Here is a 24,751-nt window from a genome sequence, read left to right on the forward strand (position 1 = left end):
GCATGGCCGGCAACTACTCCGCCGACATCCAGGCGATCCTGCAGGGTTCCCGGCACCTCGCCGACGCCGTGCGCTACGGCGACGAGATGCTGCCCCGCTTCGAGACCGGCTGCGCGGCGTACGCGGGCTGGTGGGGCGAGGAGGGCGGCGACGACGAGTTCGCCAACGCGGTCGGCGAGCAGGTACGGCGCGAACAGCAGCAGGTGGCGGACACGGTCCTGGCCATCACCAGCGGGTTCATGGCGCTGGTCGACGCGGTCGCCGCGGAGGCCGACCACGTGCAGCGGCCGCAGACCCAGGCGGTCGAGGACATCGAGACGCACGGCTCGGAGAGCGGGAACAGGCGCTGAATGGCCATCATGTTCCCGCCCGGCCTGCGGGAGTTCATCGAGGTCTGGGTGGGCGCGAACGTCGCCACCGGCAACGAGGACCGGGGCTTCGACAGCCGTAACCCCTACAAGCGGCTGGCCGACGACGTCAGGGACCTCTCCGACGCGATGAAGGGAGCGATCTCCACCGCCGGGAACTCGCTCCCGCCGCGGATCGCCAAGGAGTTCGTCGCCGCGATGAAGCTCTTCGTCGACGACAACGGCCAGAACCACCTGCAGAAGTTCTCCGACGAACTCCGGGACCTGGGCGCCCAGCAGGTGAACCGCTCCATCAAGCTGTCCGAGGCGAAGTACCAGATCCTCATCGAGTTCATCCTGATGAACATCGAACTGGCGCTGATCGCCGCGCTGGCCGTCTTCACCGGCGGTACGTCGCTCACCGAGATCGCCATCCAGAAGGCGCGCACCGCGCTCAGCATCCTGCTGATCCTCCAGCGGCTGGGACGGGCCATCCCCACGCCGCTGTCGGTGCTGCTGGAGGCGATCCAGGAGGCGTTCGTCGCCTTCGCCTCACAACTGGTCTCCATGACCGTGCCGGACAACCCGGACCGCCGGCGCACCCAGTTCGACTGGAAGGACATCGGGCAGTCGGCGGTCGCCGGTGCGTTCGCGGGACTCTTCGGGGGCATCCTCGGCGAGGTCGGCGGGAAGTTCATCAACAAGTACTTCAGGAACAACCACTTCTGGAAGGAGGCCTCCGAGCTCCCGTTCAGCTTCATCAACGAGGGACAGGCGGAGACCTTCGCCGAGGCCTTCACCGGCCTGATCTTCCTGGGCACGTTCACCCTCAACCCCGGCACGTTCCTGAGCGCCGGCCTCAGCGGCCTGGTCTTCGAAGCGGCCTCCACCGGGGCGGAGTTCGGCGGAAAGTTCGCCTACCACAAGTTCTTCCAGAACCTCGACTTCGGTCCCGACGGCGTCAACGACCTGCCGGGCGGCCGGAACCGGTACGAGGACGGGAACGAAAGCACCGGCCGGTACGGGGACGAGAACCGGTACGGCAAGACGTACGACGGCGGGAACACCTACCAGGACCTCTACGACGACCCGTCCAGCGGCACGTACAACGCCCCGTCCGGCGTCCCGTACACGAACAGCGGCACGGACCGGAACCCCTACGGCGACGCGTACGACGACTCCGCCCCCTCCGTCGGCGACAGCAGCGACACCGCGTCGGTCTTCAGCGACATCAGCGACGTCCCGTCGGTCTTCAGCGACACCAGCGACGTCTCGTCGGTCTCCTCCGTGTCCTCCTCGTCACTCCCGGACCACGACACGGTCCACGGTGCCGGCAACGGCATCGACGCGTACGGACTCCCGGGGGCGGCGGGCGCGGTCAAGCCGTCGTACTCCACCACCTCGCCGAACACGTACGAGGACCCCTACCGGGACTCCCTCGTGGACGCCCCGGACACCGACACCGTCTTCTCCGCCCTCAACCCGTCGGTGGCCAGGACCCCGGGGACCGACGGGACCGCCGGCACGGACGACACCCCGCCGGTCGACAGGCCCGCCACCGTCGGCTCCTCCGTCCCGGATCCGCCGACGACCCGGGCGGGCGGCGGCACCTTCACGCCGGACGGGACCGAACGACAGCGGTCGACGGACGACGACACGGCCCGGTCCACCGCCGACGGGCGACAGCAGCAGAACTCGCAGCAGAACCCGCAGGCACCCCTCGCGCCCGCCCCGCCGAGCACCACGTCCCCGGGTGGTCACGCCTCGCCGAACGCCACCCCGCAGTCACGGCCCCAGACCACCCCGTCCGGCGACCCGGCGGTCACCGCCGAGCCGTCGAACCCGGACACGGACACCGACACGGACGCGGACACGCTCGCCCCGGACGGCGTCCGCACCCCCGCGCCCGAGGAGTCCGGGCAGTCCCGCCCGTCCCCCGCGGCGCCGAAGGACGGGACCCGGACCGCGTCCGACGCCCCGGAGCCCTACCGGCCCGTGCGCACCGAGTCCGAGGAAGTGCCGGCCGCCACCGGCCCCACGGCGGAGCACGCCCGGCCCGTCACCGTCGACGAGACCCCGCTCAGCTCCCGGGCGCCGGCGGAGATCCCGACCGGGGAGTCCTCCACGCCCGGATCCCCGGACTCGGTCGACATGATCATGGACTGGGAGGACGACCAGGACGCGTCCGAGTCCGAGTTCGGTTCCGTGTCCGAGCCGGACCCGGCCACCGAGGCGCTGTACGACCGGCTGCTGACGGACGTGTTCGGTCCCGCGATCGCGACGAGCCCCCTCCATCCCGCCCTCCGCGACACCCTCGCGCACCTCGACCAGCTCCGCCAGGCCGTTCCCGCGCTCCGCGGCGGCCCGCTCGACCTGGACGCCGTGACCCGTCAGGTGCTGCTCCTGGACACCGCACACCCGGTGACCGACGCGCAGCGCGGCGAGCTGTTCCGGGTGGCGATGGCCCCGGAGACGGAGTCGGCGGGCAGCCTGGCCGCCCTGGCCGCCTTCCACCTGGAACTCCGCGGTGTGCTGTCCTCCACCCAGGCGTTGACCGGCGACGACGGCGCGTGGGGCCGCAACTGGACGACCGCCACGATCCCCGACCTCGACCTCACCGAGGTGGGGAAGGTGGCCCGGCAGCCCGACGGCACCCTGGGCCGCGGCGACGTGCGGCCCGCGCCCTGGCACCGGCCCGGTGAGCCGAAGCCGTACGTCGTCATGGCGGAGGGCGACCACCGGCGGATCGTCGTACGCGGCCACGACGGCGCCCCGCGCCAGGTGCCGATCGACGTGTTCGCCGAACTGCTGGCCCGCGACCCCCGGCTCGCGGCGCTGCCCCCGGGCACCCCCGTGGTGCTGCTCGTCCCCGACGCCGGCGCCCGCGGCCTGGACCTCCCGCGCGAGGCGGCGGACCGGATCGGCAGGGAGGTCTGGTCGGCCAACGGCGCCGTGAAGGTGTCCCCGCAGCGGGACCCGTCACAGCCGCACGTCGTCTCCCTGCTGTTCGGACAGGGGCTGCCGCGCGCCGACTGGATCCGCAGCACCCCCGGCCAGGTGCTCGACCCGGCGGAGCGGGAGAACGCGCCGGAGTGGGAGCGCGAGATGCTGTCGCACAGCGTCGTCGACGGGGGCGTCACCATCGGCAGGGGCGTGTTCGAGGACTCCGAGGCCCCGCGCCGGATCGCGGCGCTGAAGCTCGCGACGGAGTCGTCGGAGCTGTGGCACTACGACCCGGTCACCAAGGAGGAGACCAAGGACGACGAACCGGTCCCGTTCGCCGGCAAGCCGGTGTACGTCTTCGGCGGCCACGCCCGGTCGGGCGCGACCCGGGTGCCGACCACCACGGACCCGAGGCACCACACCCGCGGGCGGGCGACCGGCGGGATGCTCAGGCGGCGTCCGAGCCTGGCGCAGCTCCCCGAGGACCACGGCGTCCTGATGGAGGCGTGCTCGAGCGCCAAGCCGCCGGGGATCGTCCGCACCCGCAGGGGCATCGACGACACCTTCGTCCCCGACCCGCTGGCGGTCGTCAGCGAGAGCCAGCACGTCGCCAACGAGACCGGACGCACGACGTACGGCGGCACCCACATGGTCAGCTTCGCGACGCGACCGGACGGGACGTTCGTCCACCGCCTCTACACGGACTCGCGGGGACGGCGCGGGAAGTGGGTGGAGCACCGGCCGGAACCCGTCGGCGAACTGCTCGACGACCGCGCCCGTGCGGCCGGCCTGCACACCGACCCCGGGCAGCCGGTCACGGACGCCACCCGCGAGAGGACCCTGCGGCTGGTGCGCGCGCTGCGGCTGGCCTTCGGCGCGGCGATCGAGGACGACAGCCGCTACGGCGACCTCCTCGCCGGGATCGGCGCGCTGGAGACCATGCGGGCGGCCGACCCGGCCCTGCGCGACCTCGCCCCGTTCTCCATGGACCTGTTCGAACGCGCGGCCCATGCGGGCCGGCCGGGTGACACCGGCCCCGACGCCTACCGGGGCCTGCTCACCGATGCCGCCGACGCCGTGCACCGTCGGCCGGGCGCCGTGCTCTCCGACTTCGTCGCCCTGCCCCACGTCACCGCCGCCGCGCAGCGGCTGGACGGTCTGACGGACCAGGACCTGGACACCGAGGCCTCCCGCGTCCTGCACCTGGACGGGGGCCCCGCGGCCGTCGGGGAGCCCGAGCGGGCCCGGCTGTTCTGGGCGACGGTCAAGGCCCTGGAGTGGGAGAGCCGGACCTCCGACCCGGACGCCCTCACCGGCAGGGTGCTGCACCTGGACCGGCCCGACCCGGCCCGGCGGCCCGAACTGCTCGACCTGGTCGCCCGGGCGGCGGCCGTCGGCGTCGACGTGGACAATCCGGTCGAGCTGGGCGCGTTCCACCTGGAGACCCTGGGCGCCCTCTCGCCCCGGACCCAGTTGCTCGACCTCGACGGTGTGCCCACCGGGCGGCGCTGGTCCCCGACCCCGCCGGACGCGGCCACCACCACGCTCACCGACCGTGTCGTCGTCGCCGCCCCGCAACAGGGCGGCGGCTACCGGGCCGTGGGCCAGGAACGCCCGCCGTGGAGCGCCCCCGGCGGATCACCGGCCTACCTGGTGTGGGCGGGCGGCGGACCGGACCACCTCCTCATGACCCTGCCCGGCGGCTTCCGCGCCCGGGTCCCCTACGACGAGGTCGCCGAGCTGCTGGCCCGCGACCCGGTGCTCAACATCCGGCCGCAGGACACCACGGACATCGTCCTGGCCGTCCCGAAGGCGGCCCCGGCGGCCTCCACCGCCCCGGCCGGGGCCGGCACCCCGGGCCCCGATCCGCGGGCCGTCGTCGGCGCCGGGACCGGCCGTGCCGTATGGGCCTCGCAGGGCAGTGTGAGCCTGGCCCCGGCCGGGCCGTCACGGCCGTACGTCCCCTCCCTCCTGCCCAGCGCGCCGGGGCGTCCCGCGGCGGCCGACTGGGCGGCCGTCCGGCCCGGCGACGGCGGCACCGGAGCGGACGACGTCACCTTCGCGGACCGCCCCGCGACCGGGGTCCCGGCCGAGCCGCCCGCCGCGCTCGCCGACCTCCTCGATCCCGGGCCGGTCGGGGGCCTCGACACGCCGTTGCCGAACCTGGACGGCGTGCTGCACGGCTTCGACACCCCGCTGTCGGACCACCCGGACGACGGCGTGGACGGGGACCGGGCGCAGGAGCCGGCCCCGGAGGAAGCCGGGTACCGGGAAATGCTGGCGGACGTCTACGGCCCCGACGTCATGTCGAGCCCTCTGTACCCGGACATCCGCGACGGGCTCGCGCGCCTCGACCGGCTCCGCCGGACCGACCCCCTGCTGGACTTCGGCCCGCTCGACCTGGACGCCGTGGCCCGCCGGGTGCTGCTCCTGGACCCCGCCGATCCGGTGACCGACGTGCAGCGCGCCCGGCTGCTCGGGCTGGCCTCGGCACCGGAGGCACGGGCGGCGGGCTCCCTGGCCGCCCTCGCCGCGCTCCACCTCCGGCGCCAGGGCGTGCTGTCGCCCACCCACGCCCTGACCACCGGCCCCGACGGACGCCCCCGCGGCCGCGACTGGACCCGGGGCAAGGGCGGGCTCGACGACCTGGACCTCACCCGTACGGGAAGGACCGGGCCCCGGGCCGACGGCATCCTGTCCCGCGACGAGGTGGGACCCGCGCCCTGGCACCGCCCCGGCGGCCCGGACCCCTACGTGGTGCGGGCGGACGGCGACCGCGACCAGGTCGTCGTCCGCGGCCACGACGGCGCCCCGCGCGAGGTCCCCCTCGACGTGTTCGCCGAACTCCTCGCCCTGGACGCCGAGCTGAGCGGGCTCCCGGCGGACGTGCCGGTGCTGCTGCTCGTCTCCGACGCCGGCGGGGGCGGCCTGGAGCTGCCGCGGCGGGCGGCGGACCGGATCGGCAGGGACGTCTGGGCGGCCAACGGGGGCGTGGACGTCGCCGAAGGCCCGGACGGCAACGCCTCCCACCCGTACGTCGTGCCCCTGCGGACTGCCTGGGGCAGCGACCGCACCGATTGGATCCGCAGCTCTCCCGGCCTGCTGCCCGACCCCGCGGAGTCCGCCCGCGCCCCCTTCTGGGAACAGGACCTGCTGTCCCACACCATCGTCACCGACCAGGGGTCGATCGGCAGGGCCGTCTTCAGGGACGGCGACCGCGCACGGCTGCTGCGGGGGATCCGGCACGCGGCGACGGCGACCGAGCTCTACCACGTCAACCGGCAGGACGGGACCTGGGTCAAGGACGACGAGCCGGTCCCGTTCGCCGGCGAGCCGGTGTACGTCTTCGCCGGGCACGGCTTCCTCGGCGAGACGGAGCTGCCGACCCGGTCGAACCCCCGCCACCGGAAACGGGACCGGGCGGTGGGCGGCATGCTCGGGCGTCGTCCGAGCCTGGCGCGGCGCCCCAAGGACCACGCCGTCCTCATGCAGGAGTGCTTCGCCGCGACACCGCCGGGCATCACCCGCAGGCGCAAACTGGTCACGGACACGTTCGTCCCCGACCCGCTGGCCGACGCCAGCCAGAGCCAGCACGTCGCCAACGAGACCGGCCGCACCGTCTACGGCGCCACCCAGGAGGTCGGCTTCAAGTTCGGGAAGGATGGTGAGGTCGCCCACTACATCATCATGGATTCGCGGGGCCGACGCGGGAAGTGGGTGAAGCACCGGCCGGAACCCGACGACGCCGCGCTCGACGACCGCGCCCGCGCGGCGGGCCTGCACACCGACCCGGTGGGACCGGCGTCGGAGGAGGTCCGCGAGCGGACGCTGCGACTGGTGCGCGCGCTGCGGCTGACGTTCGGGGTGGCGATCGAGGACGACAGCCGCTACGGCGAACTCCTCGCGGGAATCGGCGCGCTGGAGTCCCTGCGCGCCGCCGACCCGGCGCTGCGCGACACCGGACCCTTCTCCCTGGACCTGTTCGAGCGCGCGGCCCGCGAGATCCGCGCGACCGAACACGGCGACCCGGACGGCGAGTTGGGACCCGACGCCTACGAGGACCTGCTGGCCAGGGCCGCCGACGCCGTGCACCGGAACCCCGGCGCCGTGCTCACCGACCTCGTGACCCTGCCGCACGTGATCACCGTGGCGGAAGGGCTGGACGGCCTCACGGACGAGGAGGTGAACGAGGAGGCGGCCCGATTCCTGGGGCTGGACCCGGACCGGACGGTCATCGGGGCGTCCGAGCGGGCCCGGTTCTTCTGGGCGACCGTGAAGGCCCTGGAGTGGGAGAGCCGGACGCCCGACCCGGTCGCCCTCACCGGCAGGGTGCTGCACCTGGGCCGGCCCGACCCGTCCCGGCTGCCCGACCTCCTGGACCTGGTGGCGCACGCGGCGGCCGTCGGCGTCGACGTGGACGACCCGGTCGCGCTGGGCGCGTTCCACCTGGAGACCCTCGGCGCCCTCGCGCCGGACACCCTGCTGCTCAACGACGCGGGCGCCCCGGCCGGCCGGGACTGGACGCCGGGCCCGCCGGGCGCGGCGGTGGACGTCGACGCCGCCCTCGTCATGGCGGCGACACCGGACGGCGGCCACCGTCCGGTGCGCCAGGCGAAGATGCCGTGGACCACCGACACCGCCAAGCCCGCCCCGTACCTGGTGCGGGGCGAGGCCGGGCCGGACCACCTCACCATGGAGCTGCCCGGCGGACTCCGCGTCGAGGTCCCCTACGAGGAGGTCGCCGAACTGCTCGCGGTGGACCCGGCGCTGAACGACTTCCCGCGCACGGCCGACATCGTCCTCGCCTCCGCGACCCCGGCCCCGGTGGACCCGGGAACCACCGATCGGCGGGCCCTCGTCGGCGCCGCGACCGGTCGTGGGGTGTGGACCTCGCCGGGAACCGTGGGCCTGCTCGCGCAGAGCGACCCGTCCCTGCCGCACGTCCTTTCCCTGCTTCCCCTGGCGGACGGCCGGCGCCAGCAGGCCAAGGACTGGTCGGCCGCCCGGCCGGCCCCCGCGTCCCCGGCGGACATCCGCCTGTCGCCCACCACGGCCACGGCCGGGGGCGGAACCGTGGCCCCTTCCGGCCCGCCCCGGCCCCCGGAGCCGGACCCGCCGTCCCCGGACGCCCCGCGCCTCGACCCCGCCATGACGCCCCCGCCGAGGCGCCGCGACCCGGCCCGGTTCGAGGGCGGCAGGCGGATGCCCGCGTACGTCGACGACCTCCCGTCGCTGCTGCCGTCCGGGCTGTCCCCCGCCGAGCTCGAGCAACTCCTGGCCAACCCGGTCACGTTCGGCCAGAGCACGGTCGTCCTGCGGGGCTACGAACAGGCCCTGGACGCCATCGACCGCGAACTGGGGAGCCGGCCGGAGGCCCGGCCCGCGGACGGCGCACGGCTGCTGGACGACGTCCGGCAGACGCTCCGCGACAAGCCGAAGACGCTGGCGGACGGCAGGGGACGCCCCTTCCCGTACGTCAACGCGGACGGAAAGAGACGCGTCCTGTGGATCAGAGCGCGTCACTACGGCAACTGGACCCCGTTCGACGACGGCATCGGCGACTCGACGAAGATCGACAGCATGCACCGGGCGGCCGCGGTCTTCGGGCTGACCAAGAACATGCAGGCCAACTCCCAGTACGGCCTCGGCGGACCGATCGGCCCGGTGGGCAGCGCGGTGTTCAGCGGCTTCGGCCGCATCGCCCTGCGGTTCGGCTTCATCAACAAGGTCGGCTACACCCTCACCGACCAGCGCATGAACCAGATGGAGACCCGCACGCTGGACAAGTCGCGGGCGTACCTGGACGACATCCACTACGAGATGAGCGTCACCGACGCCGCCGGGCGGGACATCACGGGCACCGACACCGAACCGGCCGCGCCCGCCCGGTTCGCCTTCGGCATCCGGGGGGGCCTGCGCGTGCGCCTGCCCGACAGCGTGACGAAGATGCCGGAGCCGGGCCGCGTCCCCCGGTCGATGACCCTGGACCGCGACGCCCAGTACCGCTTCGTCCGCATCGAGGGATTCGGCCCGGTCGCCGCGATCCGGGACTGGGCGGCCGCCCGGATCGGAGCCCTGCCCGGCAGCTCGGCCTACACCGAGCTGGACAGCTTCTTCTCCGGCGACAGCTTCCAGCGGCACGGCGGCACGATGGCGCGCGGCCGCATCACCACCCCGCCGCTGTTCGCCGACGACAGGAAGAAGTCACCGCTGGGCGCCTTCGTGGTGGAGGAGGTGATCCCGCAGGCGGCCGTACTCGTCGGCGAGACCGACCAGGCCGAGATGCGGGACATCAACACCTCGACGGTCCGCAGCGAGCGGAGCCGGGCCCACGGCAGGAGCCTGCTGCTGCAGGCCGTCGCCGGGCCCGCCTTCAACTTCCACGATCCCGGCGCGGCCCCCTTCGACCTGCGGCTCCAGGCCGGACCGACCCTCCAGGCCTCGTTCGCGAAGACCTGGTCGGCCGGGCTCGGCGGGGCCGGCACCCTCAAGTCGGCCGGACAGGTGAAGGGCCCCAGGACCGCCCTCTACCTGGTCGTGAAGTCGGTGCGGGTGCGCCGGTCCGGTGACGACGCACCGCCGACGCGCTTCCTCACCTGGAGCCTGGACCGGATGACCAGCTCCGAGGCGCGGCGGCTGGCCGGATGGGACGACGGAACCACCCTCGCCCTGCGCAACGGCGTCGCCCCGCCGTTCGTGCCCGCCTACCTGACCGTGGACCGGCCGCGCACCCTGGGCATGCACCGGGTGAAGGAGTTCGCCTTCGACGACGGCCGGCGCACCCGTGTCACGCCGGACGCGGCGGACGGCATCGGCCGCACCCTGCTGGACGCGTTCGCCGACGGCGTGGTCGACGCCATCTCCCACCTGCGCCAGGGGCTGGTGGTGCCCCTCGACCAGCTGCTGCCGCCGGACCTGCCGAAGGGCTGGCGCACCCGTTTCAACGACCTGCTGGCGCGCGAGCCCGACCAGGTGCTCCGGGCGGCCGAGAGCCTGCCCGTGCCGCCCCGGTGGACCGACCCCGTCACGTACCGGATCGCGCTCCAGAACACCCTGCAGGTCCTCGGCGTGCTGTCCCAGCAGAACGTCACCGCGAACCTGGAGGGGCTGACCACGGTCGGCCTGCCGATCAGGCTCACCGATCCCGACTCCGTCGGACAGACCTACTACACCGTCCGGGTGCACGGAACGCTGACCGGGCGGCGGTACGAGGGCAGGGACGACAACGAGGGCATGCGCTTCAGCGCCCAGGGCGTCGACCGGATCGACGGCCAGTCGAGCGCGAAACGAGGCCTGGACCTGGGCCTCGAGGGCACGTTCTCGGGCCGTGACAACACCGTCGACGACCTCGCGGGCCTGCCCCGGAACACACTCGGGCTGACCCTGGGCGTACGCGGGGGCTGGCAGTGGGAGACGGAGACCGGCTTCGGCTCGACCGTCACCAACGAGCCGATGTCGGTGAGCAACCAGCCCACCCACCTGTACCGCTACGACCTGTCCCTCACCGCGACCATGAGCGGTTACTGGCGGCCCCGCGGACTCCTCCGCGGTCTCGGCCTCGGACTGCCGGGTCTGCTGGTCCTGGACGAGCCGGTCAACGTGCTCTTCGGCCGGACGCCGCTGGGCCACCTGCGGGGCGGCGGCCCGAGGACCGGGCAGGTGCTCATCGGCGTCCCCGTACAGCACACCCCCGACGCGGACCCGCACGCGGACGGGGCGCTCAACCCCTACCTGTCCGACGAGTCCGTCCCCACGCACCTGACCACCGAGCGGGCCCTCGCCCTGGCGAAGGGCGACCTCGTGCTGCCCGCGGACCCCGGGGCGGGCCGACCCGCCGGACGGCTCGCCGACCGCGGGACGCAGCGGTTCAAGGACTTCCGGCAGCATCCGTTCGTCATCGTGAACATGGTGGTGCCACCCGTCCTCCTCGCGGAGGTGGACCGGGTCCTGGGGGCGGCGTCGGGCAACGCCTGGCAACTGACGAAGGAGGGCGCCGCCACCCGGGACGCGATCGTCCGCTCCTTCACCCCCCAGTCCCTGGCGTCGGGCTTCGACCAGAGCTCGGGGCCGCTGGGCCTGGTGGGCAGCGGCCTGCTGGGCAAGGGGCCGTACGGCGAGCTGTGGGGAACCTTCCGGTACGCCACGGCGGTCGGGGACCTGCGGGCCCTCACCCCGCCGATGTCCATGGACACCGAGATGACGCTCGGCGGCACCCGGCAGGCGGCCGGCAAGGTCAGCACCAGCACCGGCTTCGTCTTCGGCGGCCAGCTGGTCTACTCCGTCGCCCAGAACCCGGGCCACGGCCTCATGGGCGCGTACGGCCTCGTCGCCAACCCCCTTTCGGCGTCCCACGCGCGCAGCCGCAGCGTCGTGCGCACGGTCGTCGCGGACATGAACCGCAAGGGCTTCACCCACCAGGTGCTGGTGGCCGGCGACGTGCGGCACTGGTTCGCGCTGTTCACCAGTCGGCTGGGCACGGGCCGGATCGGAACGGCCGCGGCGGCCAGGACCTTCGTGCCGAGCCTCCTCGCCGGAGCGGCGGGGACCGAGCTGACCGACCGGGGCGGACTGCTGGGGCACCTGCCGGAGAAGAGCGCCCACCGGATGGGGCTGATCGACGACGGCATGGGCGACGTCCCCCGCTACACCGGCCGGAGCTGGACGCCGCAGCCCTGGATGCGCGGCACCGCCTTCGGCACGTACGCGGTGAACCCGCTGGACCCCACCGACGCACTGCTCGCGTTCGACAGGCGGATCGGGACACTGGGGCTCGACGGCGAGAGCCGGGAGCGGATCCGGCAGTTGGTGACGGCCCGCGCCACGCGGGCGCTGAAGGGGGAGATGACGACCACCGCTCCGTCGACGCCGGTCAGGGCCGGAGGCTGGGGCTGGGACAGCATCCGGATCGGCAGCCGGCAGGTGCGGGCGCGCGTCGAGCTGATCCCCGGGACGCCCGTGTTCGAGGGACTCGACCACAGCGCGGAGCTGGAGGAGAACCGGCGGGCCATCGAGACCGTCCAGCGGAACTCGGAGTCCTCCTCCGGGGCAGACGTGGGCCTGCTGACCAGCCAGCTGGTGTACACCGGCGACACACAGGTCCCGGCCTCCGGGCCCACGTACACCGAGAGCGGATCGAACCGGAAGACGGTCGCGTCCAGTCACACGGTCACCACCGTCACGATCTACCGGGCGGCGTCCACCGAACCGCACGCGGAGGTCGTCACCCCGTACCGGATGCGGATCACCCTGGAGGCCGACGACACCCCCCACGCCGGCACGCCGGCCGGAGCGAAGCCGGCGAAGGGGAAGCCCACGGCCCTCGACCGCTTCCGGGGCCGGCTGCGCATCGTCGAGGAGGGCGACGCCGGCGAGCTGCGCGAGCACGTGCCGCTCAGCCTGATGGAACCGGTGCGGTCGCGGGAGGACGAAGGGACCGGCCGGCTGCTGCCCGCGCCCGACCCGGCGGCCGACCCCGCCCTGGCCGCTCCGCCCCGGCCGGTGTCCCCCGCCCGGGCGGTGGAGGAACTGACGGTCCGGGACGGGGACGGTGTTGTACGGCCGTTCACCTTCCCCGAGAACGGCATGCACCCCCGCGGGATCATCGGCGTCGAGAACATCCGCACGGCCGGGGAGCTGCTCCTCACGAAGGCGTACGACGTCGGCTTCCCCCTTCAGGTCCTGGAGGCCGAGGACGGTCCCGACGCCACCGCCCTCACCGAGCTCCTCCGCAGGACCAGGCGGACCGGGCTGACCCGTCTCGGCACCGGATCGGCGCAGGCGCTGGAGGACGGCACCAGCTCCACGGCGGTCACGGCGTTCTTCCCGCGCACCACCGAACCGGGCGGCTACCAGGTGGCGGGGCTGACCGAGAAGTCCCTCGCGGGCACCGACACCGGACAGCTGTCACTGCGCTCGGCACCCGACTTCAGCCGCGCGCTGCTGCTGACGGTCGCCGACGGCAAGAAGCTGGAGGTGCTCAGACGGTACGGGGACAACGCCGGCACCTCGTCGTCCGTCGAGCACGGCCAGTCCTCGAGCCTCGGCGGCGCCTTCCTGTACGACTCCCCCGACGCCGGACTCAACCAGATCGGAGCCTTCGGTCCCGGCCCCAACGATCTCGACGGCGACGGCATGCCGGTCGGGGACGACCACCTGACCTCGCGCAACCTCAAGCCCAAGACGGGCCGGTCCTTCCTCTTCGCGGTCCCGGCCACCTGGATCGGCGTCGGCGACGTGCACCGGAACATCCTGGACTCGAAGCTCGCCAACCGGATCCGCGGCGGCACCTTCGCCAAGGCCAGGTCGGGTCCGCAGGCGATGAGGTCCCAGGCGTACGTCGTCACCTGGATCCGCGAGGACGTCGCCCGCGACCTGCGGATCATCACCGACACGAACTTCCCCGAACGCGTCTCGAAGGCGTGGGACGCGGTCGAGAAGGCGAGCAAGGCCTGGGTCGACGCCGACAAGGCCTACTGGAAGAAGCGGCGCGCCTCCGGCGGGCTGCGCGCGGACCTCGACGCCGCGCAGACCGCCCTGGACAGGGCCGAACGGGTCGCCCGCGCGGCCGGACGCCCGGTCGACCTGGCCCGGGCCGACGTCGACACCGCGGACACCGCCCTGCGGCAGGCCGAGAGCGACGCGCGCCGGGACCACCGGCTCGCGGACGAGTCCGTGGCCGCCGCGCAGGCCGACGTCGACGCGTTCGCCGAGAACGCGTACGGCTCCGCACCCGAGCACGACGGCTGGGCGGAGGTCCTGCGGGAGGAGGAGGACGCCGCGCTGGCCCGACTGGCCGCCGCCGAAGAGGCCGCCGGGACCCTGCGGAAGGAGGCCGACCTGCGGCTGGAGACCGCGCGCACCGGGAAGGCGGCGGCCGACGCGCGGCTCGACGCGGCCCTGCTGTCCGCGAGGGATCCCCGCCGGGCCCTCGACGAGGCCACCGCCCGCCGGGACGCGGCACGCGACGCCTTCGAGACCCGGCGCGCCGAACTGGACGCGCTCAGGAACACCGCGGAGAAGGCCGCGGCGGAGTACCACCGGGTGCGGGCCGGGGCGGACCAGCTCACCCGCTGGCACCGGCTCGCGGCCACCGCGGAGGGCCGCGAGGAGTTGGACGGTCTGCCCGAGCCGCCCGCGGTGACCTACCAGGCGCCGCCCAAGGAGCCCAAGGCCAAGCCCCCGGCCCCGCCCCGCTACACCAGGACCGGTACGGGGCCGGGCGCCGTCCTCACGTCCCCCACGAACGAGACGTACACGCTCCAGGACGTGCCGAGGGACGGCGACGCCTTCTTCCGCGCGCTCGCCCAAGGCCTCGAACACGCCGCCCCGGGGACGCTGGCCGCGCAGGGCATCGACCTCGACGATCCGCGGGCCATGTCCGACCTGCGCCGGAGGATGGCCTCCTGGCTCACCGACCACGCCGACGAGGACCTGCTGGCCGCCGTCGCCCCCGACCACACCGACGCCTTCAGCGCGGAGGAGATCGCCGCGGCGGGCCTGGACCTCGGAACGGACACCCCCGCACGCCGTGAGTTCGACGGCCTCGGCGGTCTCCTCCCGCACGTCGCCGACCTGCCCCCCGGGGTACGGGCCGAACTGGCGGTCATCCAGCTCCTCCGGCGGGGTGACGCCCCGTCGGAGGCGGGCTGGAACCACGGTGCGGCGGACCTGCTCCCGCTGCTCGCGGCACGCACCTTCGGCGTGCGCGTCACGGTGGTCGGGAGCGACGGCGGCTTCCAGGACTTCGCTCCCGAGGACCCGACGGGCGACCTCCGGGGGCTCGTCGGAACATCCGCACACCCCGGCGCCCACGTGGTGCTGAGCCTCGACGACCGCCACTACCAGCCGGCCCTGCCGACCAGCCCTGCTCCGAAGCCGGATCCGGAGCCGAAGCCGCTGGCTCCGAAGGCGGGTACGGAGCCGAAACTGGCTCCGAAGGCGGATCCGGAACTGAAGGCGGACCCGGAGCCGAAGCCGCCTGCTCCGAAGTCGGATCCGGGGCTGGAGCCGCTTGTTCCGAAGTCGGGCCCGGAGGCGAAGCTCCCGGCCCCGAAGCCGGACCCGGGAGCGAAGCCGCGGGCCTCGAAGCCGGACCCGGAGCCCAAGCCGCTTGCCCCGAGGCCGGACCCGTCTCCAGGGGACGGCGAGAAGGGTGCCGGGCCGGAGAGCGACAGCGGTCGGGCGAGGGGGCGCCGGGTGCCGGTGCCCGGCACGGGGGAGTGCCTCCTGTACTCCTTCATGGCCGGTGACCCCGTGCACATCCGCAGCCGTCTGGGCGGCCTCGCCGCCACCGACCGCGCCGCGTACGACTGGCTCGGGGACCCCGACGCGGTCCGCGGCGACCTGCGCCGCCAGGCCGCGACCGGCGCCACGACCGGCCCGTCGCGGACCGCGCTCCGTGCCATGCGGTCCTACCTCGAGGACTACGTGGGCCGCAGCGGGGGACGGCTGCATCCGCAGATCACCGGCCAGTTCCGGCAGACGGTCGCCGACGCGTTCGCCGCCCGCGTCCGGGGAATGGACCGGGCCGGGATGCTCGCCCTCCTCGACCACCACGGCGTGCGGCAGGTCCCCGTAGCCGAGGCCCTCGACCCCGCCGCACTGTTGAGGCGGTACGTCGACGCCCGCACGGCGGCGCTGCCCGCCGACCCGGCCGTCTCCCCGCAGGACGTCCGGGCCGTCGTGGAGGCGGAGGCCGAGGACCTGGGCCCGCGCCGGATGTTCGAGTACCTCAAGCAGCACGGCCTGCTGCCGACGCCCCGCGACCTCGACGACGAGGCACTGGGCCGGTTGCTCACCACCGCCTACACGCAGAGCGCCGCGCCGCTGGACGACACGGAGCTGCCCGGGCTCCTGGACGCCGTCGTCAACTGGGAGCGGCGCTGGGGGACGCCGGAGGGAGAGATCTTCCTGTTCCTCGCCGCGCACGCGTTCGACCTCCGGGTCGATGTGGTGCGGTCGCTCCCGTCGGGCCCCCGACGGGTCGGCGAGGCCGGGCCCGACAACGCCACAAGGCAGACGGAGGTCTACTACAACGGCGTCGACCACTACGACGGCAGCGACGCCGCACCCCGTGACCGGTTCGGCGCCCCGGTCCTCCCGAAGAGGATCAAGGACGAGGAGCGCGACCAGGACGGCGACGTACGGCTCAACCCCCTGTGGGTGCCGTTGGACGAGGTCGACCCCGACCTGCTGATCACCGGCAACCGGGACGCGGTGTGGCTCTACACGGTCACCGACGACGGGCGGGTGATCCTCGGTACGGAGGACCTGAGCGGGATCGTCACGCCGGAGCAGTTCGACGCGCTCCTGGCGGGGATGCGGGAGAAGGACCCCGACCTGACGGCGGAGGCGCTGCGCGGGACGCTGGACGGGCTGGGCCACACCGGCATCGCCGCCGGGTTCGTCGACGACGGCGGGGAGGCGGCCGGCCGGACGCTGCCGGGCCGCAGCCGGGTGTCCGGCGAGTTCCGCTGGAACAAGGACCTGAACTCCTGGGTGGTGAACGACAAGTCGGGCCGCTACATGAGCGAGACGGTCCGGCCGGGTCTGGACGCCGCGGAGGCCGCCGGCTGGCTGACCAACGTGGCGGCCCTGTTCAGCGACCGGCTGGGCGTCGTCGTCCGCACCGACCAGGTGAAGACCGCCGCCCCCGTCCCCGCCCCGGCCCTCGCCCCGCCTCCGCCGTCGGCCCCCACCGCCGACCCGGCCGGCCGCGCTGTCCCGGCCCCTCCGCAGGGGACGCGGCAGCCGGGCACGCCGTCCGGCGACGACACCGGCAGGCTGGACGTCGCGCGCCGGGTCGGCGCCGTGCTGCACGGCCTCGGCCACCCCGTGGTGCTGGCCGGAGCCGCCCGCGGCCGGGTGCAGTTCGGCCAGTCCCGGCCGCTGGGCGCCGTGGAGTTCCACCTGCCCGCGGTCTCCCCGCCCGCCGCCGACGGGATACGCGGGGCGCTGGAGCGGGAGATGCCCGGGGCGTCGGTGCGGGTCCGGCCCGGCACGGGCGGCGGCCGGGTCCTCGACCTGTCGGTGGACGGCGTCGACATCACGGTCACGGCGGTGGACCGGCCGGCCTCCGGCACGGTCACGGTCGACGGCTTCACCGTGCCGCGGCCCGCGGACTCCCTGGCCGACGCCGCCCTCGCCCTGGCCACCGGAACCGACCCGGAGCTGCGCGGACGCGACCTTCTCGACCTGCTGTGGGCGCTGCACCGCACCCCCGCCGACGGCCCCCGCACGGCCACGCCGGTCCTCGCGCGCGAGGACGCCTACCGGTCCGCGCGGCCCGCCGGCGCCGCCGGCTCCCTCGCCGTGCGGCTCAGCGAACTGCTCGACTCCGCCGCCCAGGACCCCGACGCCCTCACCCGCCACGAGGAGACCTGGCGCGCCCTCGGCGTCACCGACGCCGGCCTGCCCGCGCTGCGCGCCGAGCTGACCGCGCTGGCCGACGGGCTGCGGGTCCTCCCGGAGGTGACCGCGGACCCGGTCCGGGCGCTCGCCGCCCGGCTGCCCGGCCTGTCCGCCGCCGACCGTGACGCGGAGCTGGCGGCGCTGCCGCCCGCGGACCGTGAGCGGCTGGCCGCCGACCCCGTGCTCGTGGACGCCCTGCGCGCCGGGCGCGACCCGGCCGAGTTCGCCTCGGTCGCCGCGCGCCTCATGACGCAGGTGCCCGACGGGGTCGAACAGCCCGTCTCCGCCGGTGACCGGGCCCGTACCCAGATCGCCCGGATGTTGCGGGACCCCGACGTCGCGGCGCGGCTGCTCAAGCGCGGTTCGCGGGTCCTGGTGGTGCCCAGGAACGAGGCGCTGACCTCCCTGGACGCCTTCCGCTTCCTGCGGGGCGCCGTCACCGGCGACGGCCGCCCCTGGGACGACGTCCGCGGTGCCGGCACGCGCACCGCTGCCGTCACCGAGGAGAACCTGCTCGGCGAGCGCACCACCGTCGGCGCCGACAAGTCCGCCTACCCCGACGGCTACTCGTCCACCCTGCACGAGTTCGCCCACACCATCCACCTGCACGGCCTGGACCCCGTCGACCGGCAGCGCATCACCAACACCTTCCGCACCACCACACGGGCCGGCGAGGCGGGCAACTGGCCCGACGGCCCCCTCCACGGCTACGACGCCGACGGCCGCCGCAGCGCCCCCAACTACAGCAGCCGCAACGAGCTCGAGTTCTTCGCCCAGCTCACCAACGTCTACCTCATGGCCAACGGCGGCGACGACCCCTACACCGGGCTGCCCCGCAACAACGCCGGCCCGGAGTGGGTGCGCACCCGCCAGCCCGCCCTGTACCCCCTGCTGCGCCGGCTGTACGGAGAGGGCCCCCCGCCCCGGACCCGCCACCCGCGCAGCGTCGAACCCGCCCGCCCCCGCGGGGCGCGTCCCGCGGACGTCAACCCCGTCGAGGCCACCGACGCGGAGAACGAGGCGCTGGCACGGGCCCGTGCGCTGTGGGACGTCGCCGAGGGCGCCCCGGGCGACGGCAGCGACTCCCATGTGGCCGTGCGCGCCCTGTGGGACGGCGCCACCGGCGCGCACGCGCCGCAGCCGCACGCCCCCGCGCCGTTGCCGTCGCCGTTCCCCGCTCCGGCGCCGGAGACGCGGTCCGCCGCCGCGCCGCCGCCCGCCGACGGCGCGCTCCAGCAGCGCCTTCAGCAGCTGTGGGCGCTCGTCGACGCCACCTTCGGCTCCCAGCCGCTCTCGCAGGAGCTGCGCACCGGACTGTTCAACTCACTGCGCGTGGTCGAGGCGGTGCGCGCCCGGCACCCGCGCCTCGGCCGCGGCCCGCTGGACCTGGCCGGCATCACCCGGACGCTGCTGCACCTGCCGCCGGACGCGCCGGTGGACGCGGCCCGGCACTACGACGCCCTCACCCTCGTGAGCAGTGCCCACCGCCGGGGCCGCAGCGGCAGCCTGGACGCCATCGCCGCCTACGGGCTGACCCGGCAGGGCCACCCGGAGCAGTCCGCGCTCAGCGGGGACGACGGCACGCCGTACGGCAGGAACTGGACCGGACGTCCCGGCATCCACCTGCATCTGGACCTGGTCGCCGATCCCCGGGGTGTCCACCCCGCGCCCTGGGGTCCCGCCGCTCACGCGGTGCTGGCCGAACGGAACGCCGAGGGCATGGTGCTGGCGGACGGCGTACCGGTCTCGGACGAGGAGTTCGCCGAACTCGTGCTGCACGACCCGGGGCGGCGGCCGGACGTGCCCGTGGTGATCCTGATCGGGGAGGAGGACGGCCGCAACGAGGTCCTGGCACGGGTGATCGCCGACCGCACCGGCACCCGCACCTGGTTCACCTACGGCGACCTGCGGCTCGAGACGGCTCCGAGCGGCCGCCGGGTCCCGGTCCTGGCCGCGCCCGCCTCCGCGAACGATCCGGCCGGGACCTGGGTCCCCGCCGACCCGGGGCTGGTCCCGGACGACCCGGAGGCCCCCGTCAGGGCCTCGGACGGCACCGTCTTCCCCGACTCCGACATCCACACGTACCCCCTGGTCACGGTCGACGGACAGGCCCTGACCGGGCGGGTCTTCCTGGACGCGCACGACATGGCGATGCGGGAGGAGGCCCTGCGGGTGGTGTCCGCCATCCAGCACTACACCAACGTCGAGGAAGGGCTGCCCGGTGTGTACGCCGGACGGCAGAGCGGCCTGCTGCCCCTGCCGCGGGCCCTGGCCGACTCCTACGTCGTCGTCGGCCACGGAGACAGCGGACGCACCACCCTGCCCCGCCGCAGCACCGCCGCCAACCAGGCGGTCCACCCCCGGCAGTTGGGCCGGGTGCTGGCCCGGCGCAAGAGCATGCGGGCGCTGCCCCCGGACAGGCCGGTGTGGCTGCTGCTCTGCGAGCTGTCCATGACGCGCGCCGACCAGGACCTGCTCGCCCATCCCTCCTCCGCCCAGTACGTCGCCAACGAGACCCGGCGCACCGTCTTCACCGTGGACCGGCAGATCTCGCCGAGCGAGGCCGAGGGCGGTCTGCCGCCCCGCCTGGTCGTGTACGACGACCCGGACAACCCCGTGGGCCACATCGAGGAGTTCCTTCCCGAGCCCAGGACCGCCGCCCTCGACGCGCTCGCCGACCTGGGCGGGCTCCCCGCCGACCTGCCGGGGCGCACCGACCGCGCCCTGCACTGGGTGCGGGCCCTGCGGCAGACCCACGGCGTGCGCGTCGACTCCGACCCGGACCGCGAGGCGGAGTTCCACGAGCTGATCGAGGGCTTCGGCGCCCTCGAGAGGCTGCGCTCCCGGGCGGCCGGCGACGCCGACCCCGGACTGCTCACCTGGGGCGAACTCCGGCACGTCGTCGGCCGGTACGCCACCCGGCAGGGCTGGAACCCGTCGCTGACCGCCGGCACCCTGGCCCACCTGCTGCACGCCGCACGCACCGGCCGGCTGCACCCCTCCGAAGCCGCGCGACCCACCGCCGCCGCCGCGCCACCGGTCTCCACCGTCACCCTGGCCCCGACGGACACGGGCCTCGCCCTCGACGACGAGGCCGAGGCCGGGAGCGTGGCGGTGCCGGACGGCGACGGACCCGCCGAGCCCGCCCCGGAGCTTCCTCCGTCCCGGTCCCGGGACGCCTTCGAGCACCGCCCCCGGGACATCACCGACCCGGACCAGCGCGGGCAACTCGCCGACCTGGCCGAGCAGCTCGTGCTGTCCGGCCTGCGGGACCTCAGGGCCGGCCTCCGGCTCCCCCGGATCACGGTCACCGGTTACGGCAACGGCCCGCGCTTCGCGCTGTCCGGCGCCGCCGTCGAGCACGCCGGGACGGTCGGCCGGCAGCGGGCGGAGGCCGCGCGCGACTTCCTCCGCGACGAGATCCGGCGCCGGCTGGAGCTCAACGAGCGGGCCGTGCGCGACGTCGCGGACGTACGCGGCCGCACGGTCCGGGCCGAGGACTTCCCGATCACCACGGAGAGCGGCGGCCGGGACACCGGCGCCACCGGGAGGGCGGCACGGCGTCAGGTGGTCGTCACGGTCGACCGTTCCCCCCTGTCGGAGGCGGTCGCCCGGCTGGCGGAACTGAGCCCGGAGGACTTCGGCCCGGAGGACTACTTCGCCGGCCCGGACCGGCTCGCCAGGAGCCTCCTGCACCTCGACGACAACCCCGGGGACGACCCCGACTCGGACAGCGACTCGGACAGCGACTCGGGCAGCGACTCGGGCAGCGCGTCCACGGACCCCGCCCTCGTACCGGTGCGCTTCGACGACGACGACCTGTCGCCCCGCGTCCGCGGGCTGTACGAGTTGGTGGACGAGGCGATGGCGGCCGGCCGGGCGACCAGCAGGGAGGCGCTGACCGCCTACCACCTGGGCAGGCAGGGACTGCTGTCCGACGCCACCCGCCTGACCGCACCGGACGGCACCCCGCTGGGCCGCAACTGGACGGGCCGGCCCGCCCAGGACCTGGACACCTCCTCGTACGACGTGGTGGACGACGACGACCGGAGCCCCCGGCCGTCGCCGTGGACGCGCCGGCCCGGCGCCCCCCTCCCGTACGTGATCGGGACGAAGGACGGCGACCACACGAAGGTTGGGCTGGCCCTGCCGGACGGCGGCAGGCGGTGGCGGCTGTCGCCGGAGGAGTTCGCCGAACTGCTGGCGCAGGACGCGGAACTGGCGGGCCGTGAGGACGGTGCCGAGGTGGTGCTCGCGTCGAAGTACGCCGGCGCCATGGGGCTGGACCTGCCGCGCAGGGCCGCGGCCCGGGTGCGCAGGACGCTGTGGTCGCACAGCGGTGAGGCCGCCCTGAAGCCGCACCCCGACACCGGCCGCTCCCGCATCGAGGTGAGCGACGACCGGTCCTTCGGCGACGAGCCGCTGGGCGAGTGGATCGCCAGTGACCCCGACGACCTGGGGCCGGACGAGGGACGGCCCGAACCCGGGGAGGCCGTCCTGCGCACGATCGACGGGAAGACCCTCCGGGACGCGGACGTCCAGTCGGCCACCCTCACCGACGAGGGCCGGCCCGTCGGCCGCGCGGTGCTCAACGGCGCCGACCTGGTCCAGCGTGAGCGGTGGCTCCAGGACCTGGTCCGGTCGACGGAGTGGGTCGTCTACGACCCGGTCACCGGCGAACCGGTCGGCGCTCCCCGCCCGGTGCCGTGGAAGGGCCGCAAGCCCTACTTCTTCCTGGTCCACGGCGCGCCGGGGCAGACCCTCATGGTCGAGCACATGTTCCAGAACAACGTCCCGGTCCGGGGCACGGAAACCGGCGGCTACCTCCGACGGCGCCGCAGTGTGAGCCGGCTGGACCGGGACACCCCCCTCGTGTTCCTGTCCTGCTGGGGGAGCGGCCCGAAGGGGTACACCGCCGCCGCCCTGAAGCGGAGCCGCCCGTTCGTCCCCGACCCGCTCGCCGCCCCGTCGGTGGCCCAGGACGTCTCCAACAGGACACGGCGCGACGTCTACGCCCCGGACAGGGAGCACCTGAGCCGCCACGCGCACGGCAAGCTGTACGACCACGGCATCCCCACCACCCCGGTGAACGACCCGGTGGACATGGTGAAGCTGCGTCCCGAACCGACCCCGGACGAACTCGACGCCCTGGCCGCGCGGGCCGGCCTGGAGAGGTCCGCGGACCTCACCCCGGCGATGGCCCGGGACACGGCGCTGCGCCTGGTCCGCGCCCTGCGGGCCACGTTCGGCGTCGACGTGGAGGACGACAAGGACGTCCCGCCCGGCACGTACCACCGGCTGCTGCGCGGCATCGGCGCCCTGGAGGTCATGCGCCGCGGGGACGGGAACCTGCGGGAGCACGGCGAGCTGACGCTCGACCTGCTCGACCGGGTCGCCCGCGCGCACCACGGCCTGACGACCGCCCCCGGCACCCGGCCCGCGCCGCCGGACCCCGACGACGTACGGGCGGTGCTGGAGGCGGCGTCGGCGCGGCTGTCCGCCGACCCGGGATCCGCGCTGTCCGACTTCGTCCCCCTGCCCTCCGTGGACCGGGCCCGCGAACTGATCGCACGGCACGAGCCGGACCTGTGGGCCCGCCAGGTGCTGGGCCTGCGCCCGTCGGAGCAGGTCACCGCGGCCCACCGGCAGAACGCGCTGTGGGCCACGGTCAAGGCGGTGGAGGGCGTGGAGAACCATCCCGACCCCGACGCCCTGACGACGAAGGCGCTCCACCTGCCCGCCGGCGAGGACCCGGGGGACGAGGCCCTGCGGACGGACCTCCTCCTGATGGCCGCCACGGCGGCGGCCCTCGGACGCGACGCCTACGACCCCACGGCCCTCGCCGCGTACGACCTCGAACGCCACGGCGCGTTGGACGACCGCACCCTCATCACCTCCGTGAACGGCAAGGCCTCCGGCCGCAGTTGGACGGGGAAGCCCGCCCCGAGCCGCCTGTGGGCGGACCGCTACGTGATCTCGCCCGACGGCGGCCTGAACGACAGCCGCGGGGCACTGGCGCCCTGGCACCGGAAGAGCGCCGGGAAGAGCGACCATCCCGGCGGGTACGTACTGGACCTGAGCGGCACCACCCCGGGCCGGGTCGACATGCCCCGGCCGGACGGCACCACCCGCCCGGTGCCCTACGACGAGATCGCCGAACTGCTCTCCCACGACCCCGTCCTGGCGCAACTGGACCGGGACGTCACGGTCGTCCCCGTCGGCGCGGGGACGGGGGACGCCGCCCTGGCCGAGGCGATCGCCGCCCGGAGGGGAGCCGCCCGGACGGTGTGGCTGCCGACGCGGCCCCTCCGGCTCCTCGACCGGCGACCGGCGGTGGACGAGAGCCTCCTCGTGCTGACCTCGCCCCAGGACGACACGGGGGCGCACTGGTCGCGGACCGGTCCGCCCGCGCTGACGGACCCGCCGTCCGGACCCGCCCCCGACGTCATCACGGCCGGCGACGACACCCCGCTCCAGGAACCGCCCTCCGAGGAGGCCCGACGCCGGTGGCTCGCCGGCCGGGTGGGCGCGGACGACCTGCCCGGCACTCCGCCGGGGTTCACCGGCGGCGAACTCGTCACCCTGGACGAACTGAGGGACGCGGGCGTCGGGATCACCCCCGGCATGGACGTCGAGGCGCAACTCGGCGGCGGCGTGCGGGGCGGCGGGCTGGCGCCGCTCGACCAGGTGCGGCTGCTGCTGGCCCGCCCCGGCCCGTGGCCGGACGCCCTCGACGCCGTCGCGGCCACGGTGTCGCGCCGGATCTGGCGCTCGGCGTTCACGGACTTCGCGAGCACGACCGCGCACCCGGACGCCGCCCGGGCCTGGGACACGGCCCTCGGGATGCTCCTGCCGGGCGACCCGGACGCCGTGCTCGCGGACTGGCGGTACGCCGGGGAGGCGTACCGCGACGCGGTGCGCCGCCTCGCCGACCTCCTGGCGGCGGAGGGGACGGACCCCCGGGCGCTCGCGCGCCTGGCCGCCCGGTTCCGGGAGATCCTCGGACTGCCACCCCTCGGGAAGGCGGACACGGGTGAATGAGATGAGGGCGA

General features: G+C 74.9%; 2 protein-coding genes. Both read left to right on the forward strand.

Going from position 1 to position 24,751, the window contains the following annotated elements:
- The first annotated feature begins 2 nt into the window (after positions 1-2).
- Complete coding sequence (locus ADK41_RS36075; RefSeq protein WP_030828680.1) at positions 3-350, forward strand: hypothetical protein; 348 nt, start codon at positions 3-5, stop codon at positions 348-350.
- Complete coding sequence (locus ADK41_RS36080) at positions 351-24,740, forward strand: lonely Cys domain-containing protein (protein ID WP_037804491.1); 24,390 nt, start codon at positions 351-353, stop codon at positions 24,738-24,740.
- Positions 24,741-24,751: the final 11 nt, after the last annotated feature.

This window comes from Streptomyces caelestis, assembly GCF_001279005.1.
Taxonomy (GTDB): domain Bacteria; phylum Actinomycetota; class Actinomycetes; order Streptomycetales; family Streptomycetaceae; genus Streptomyces; species Streptomyces heliomycini.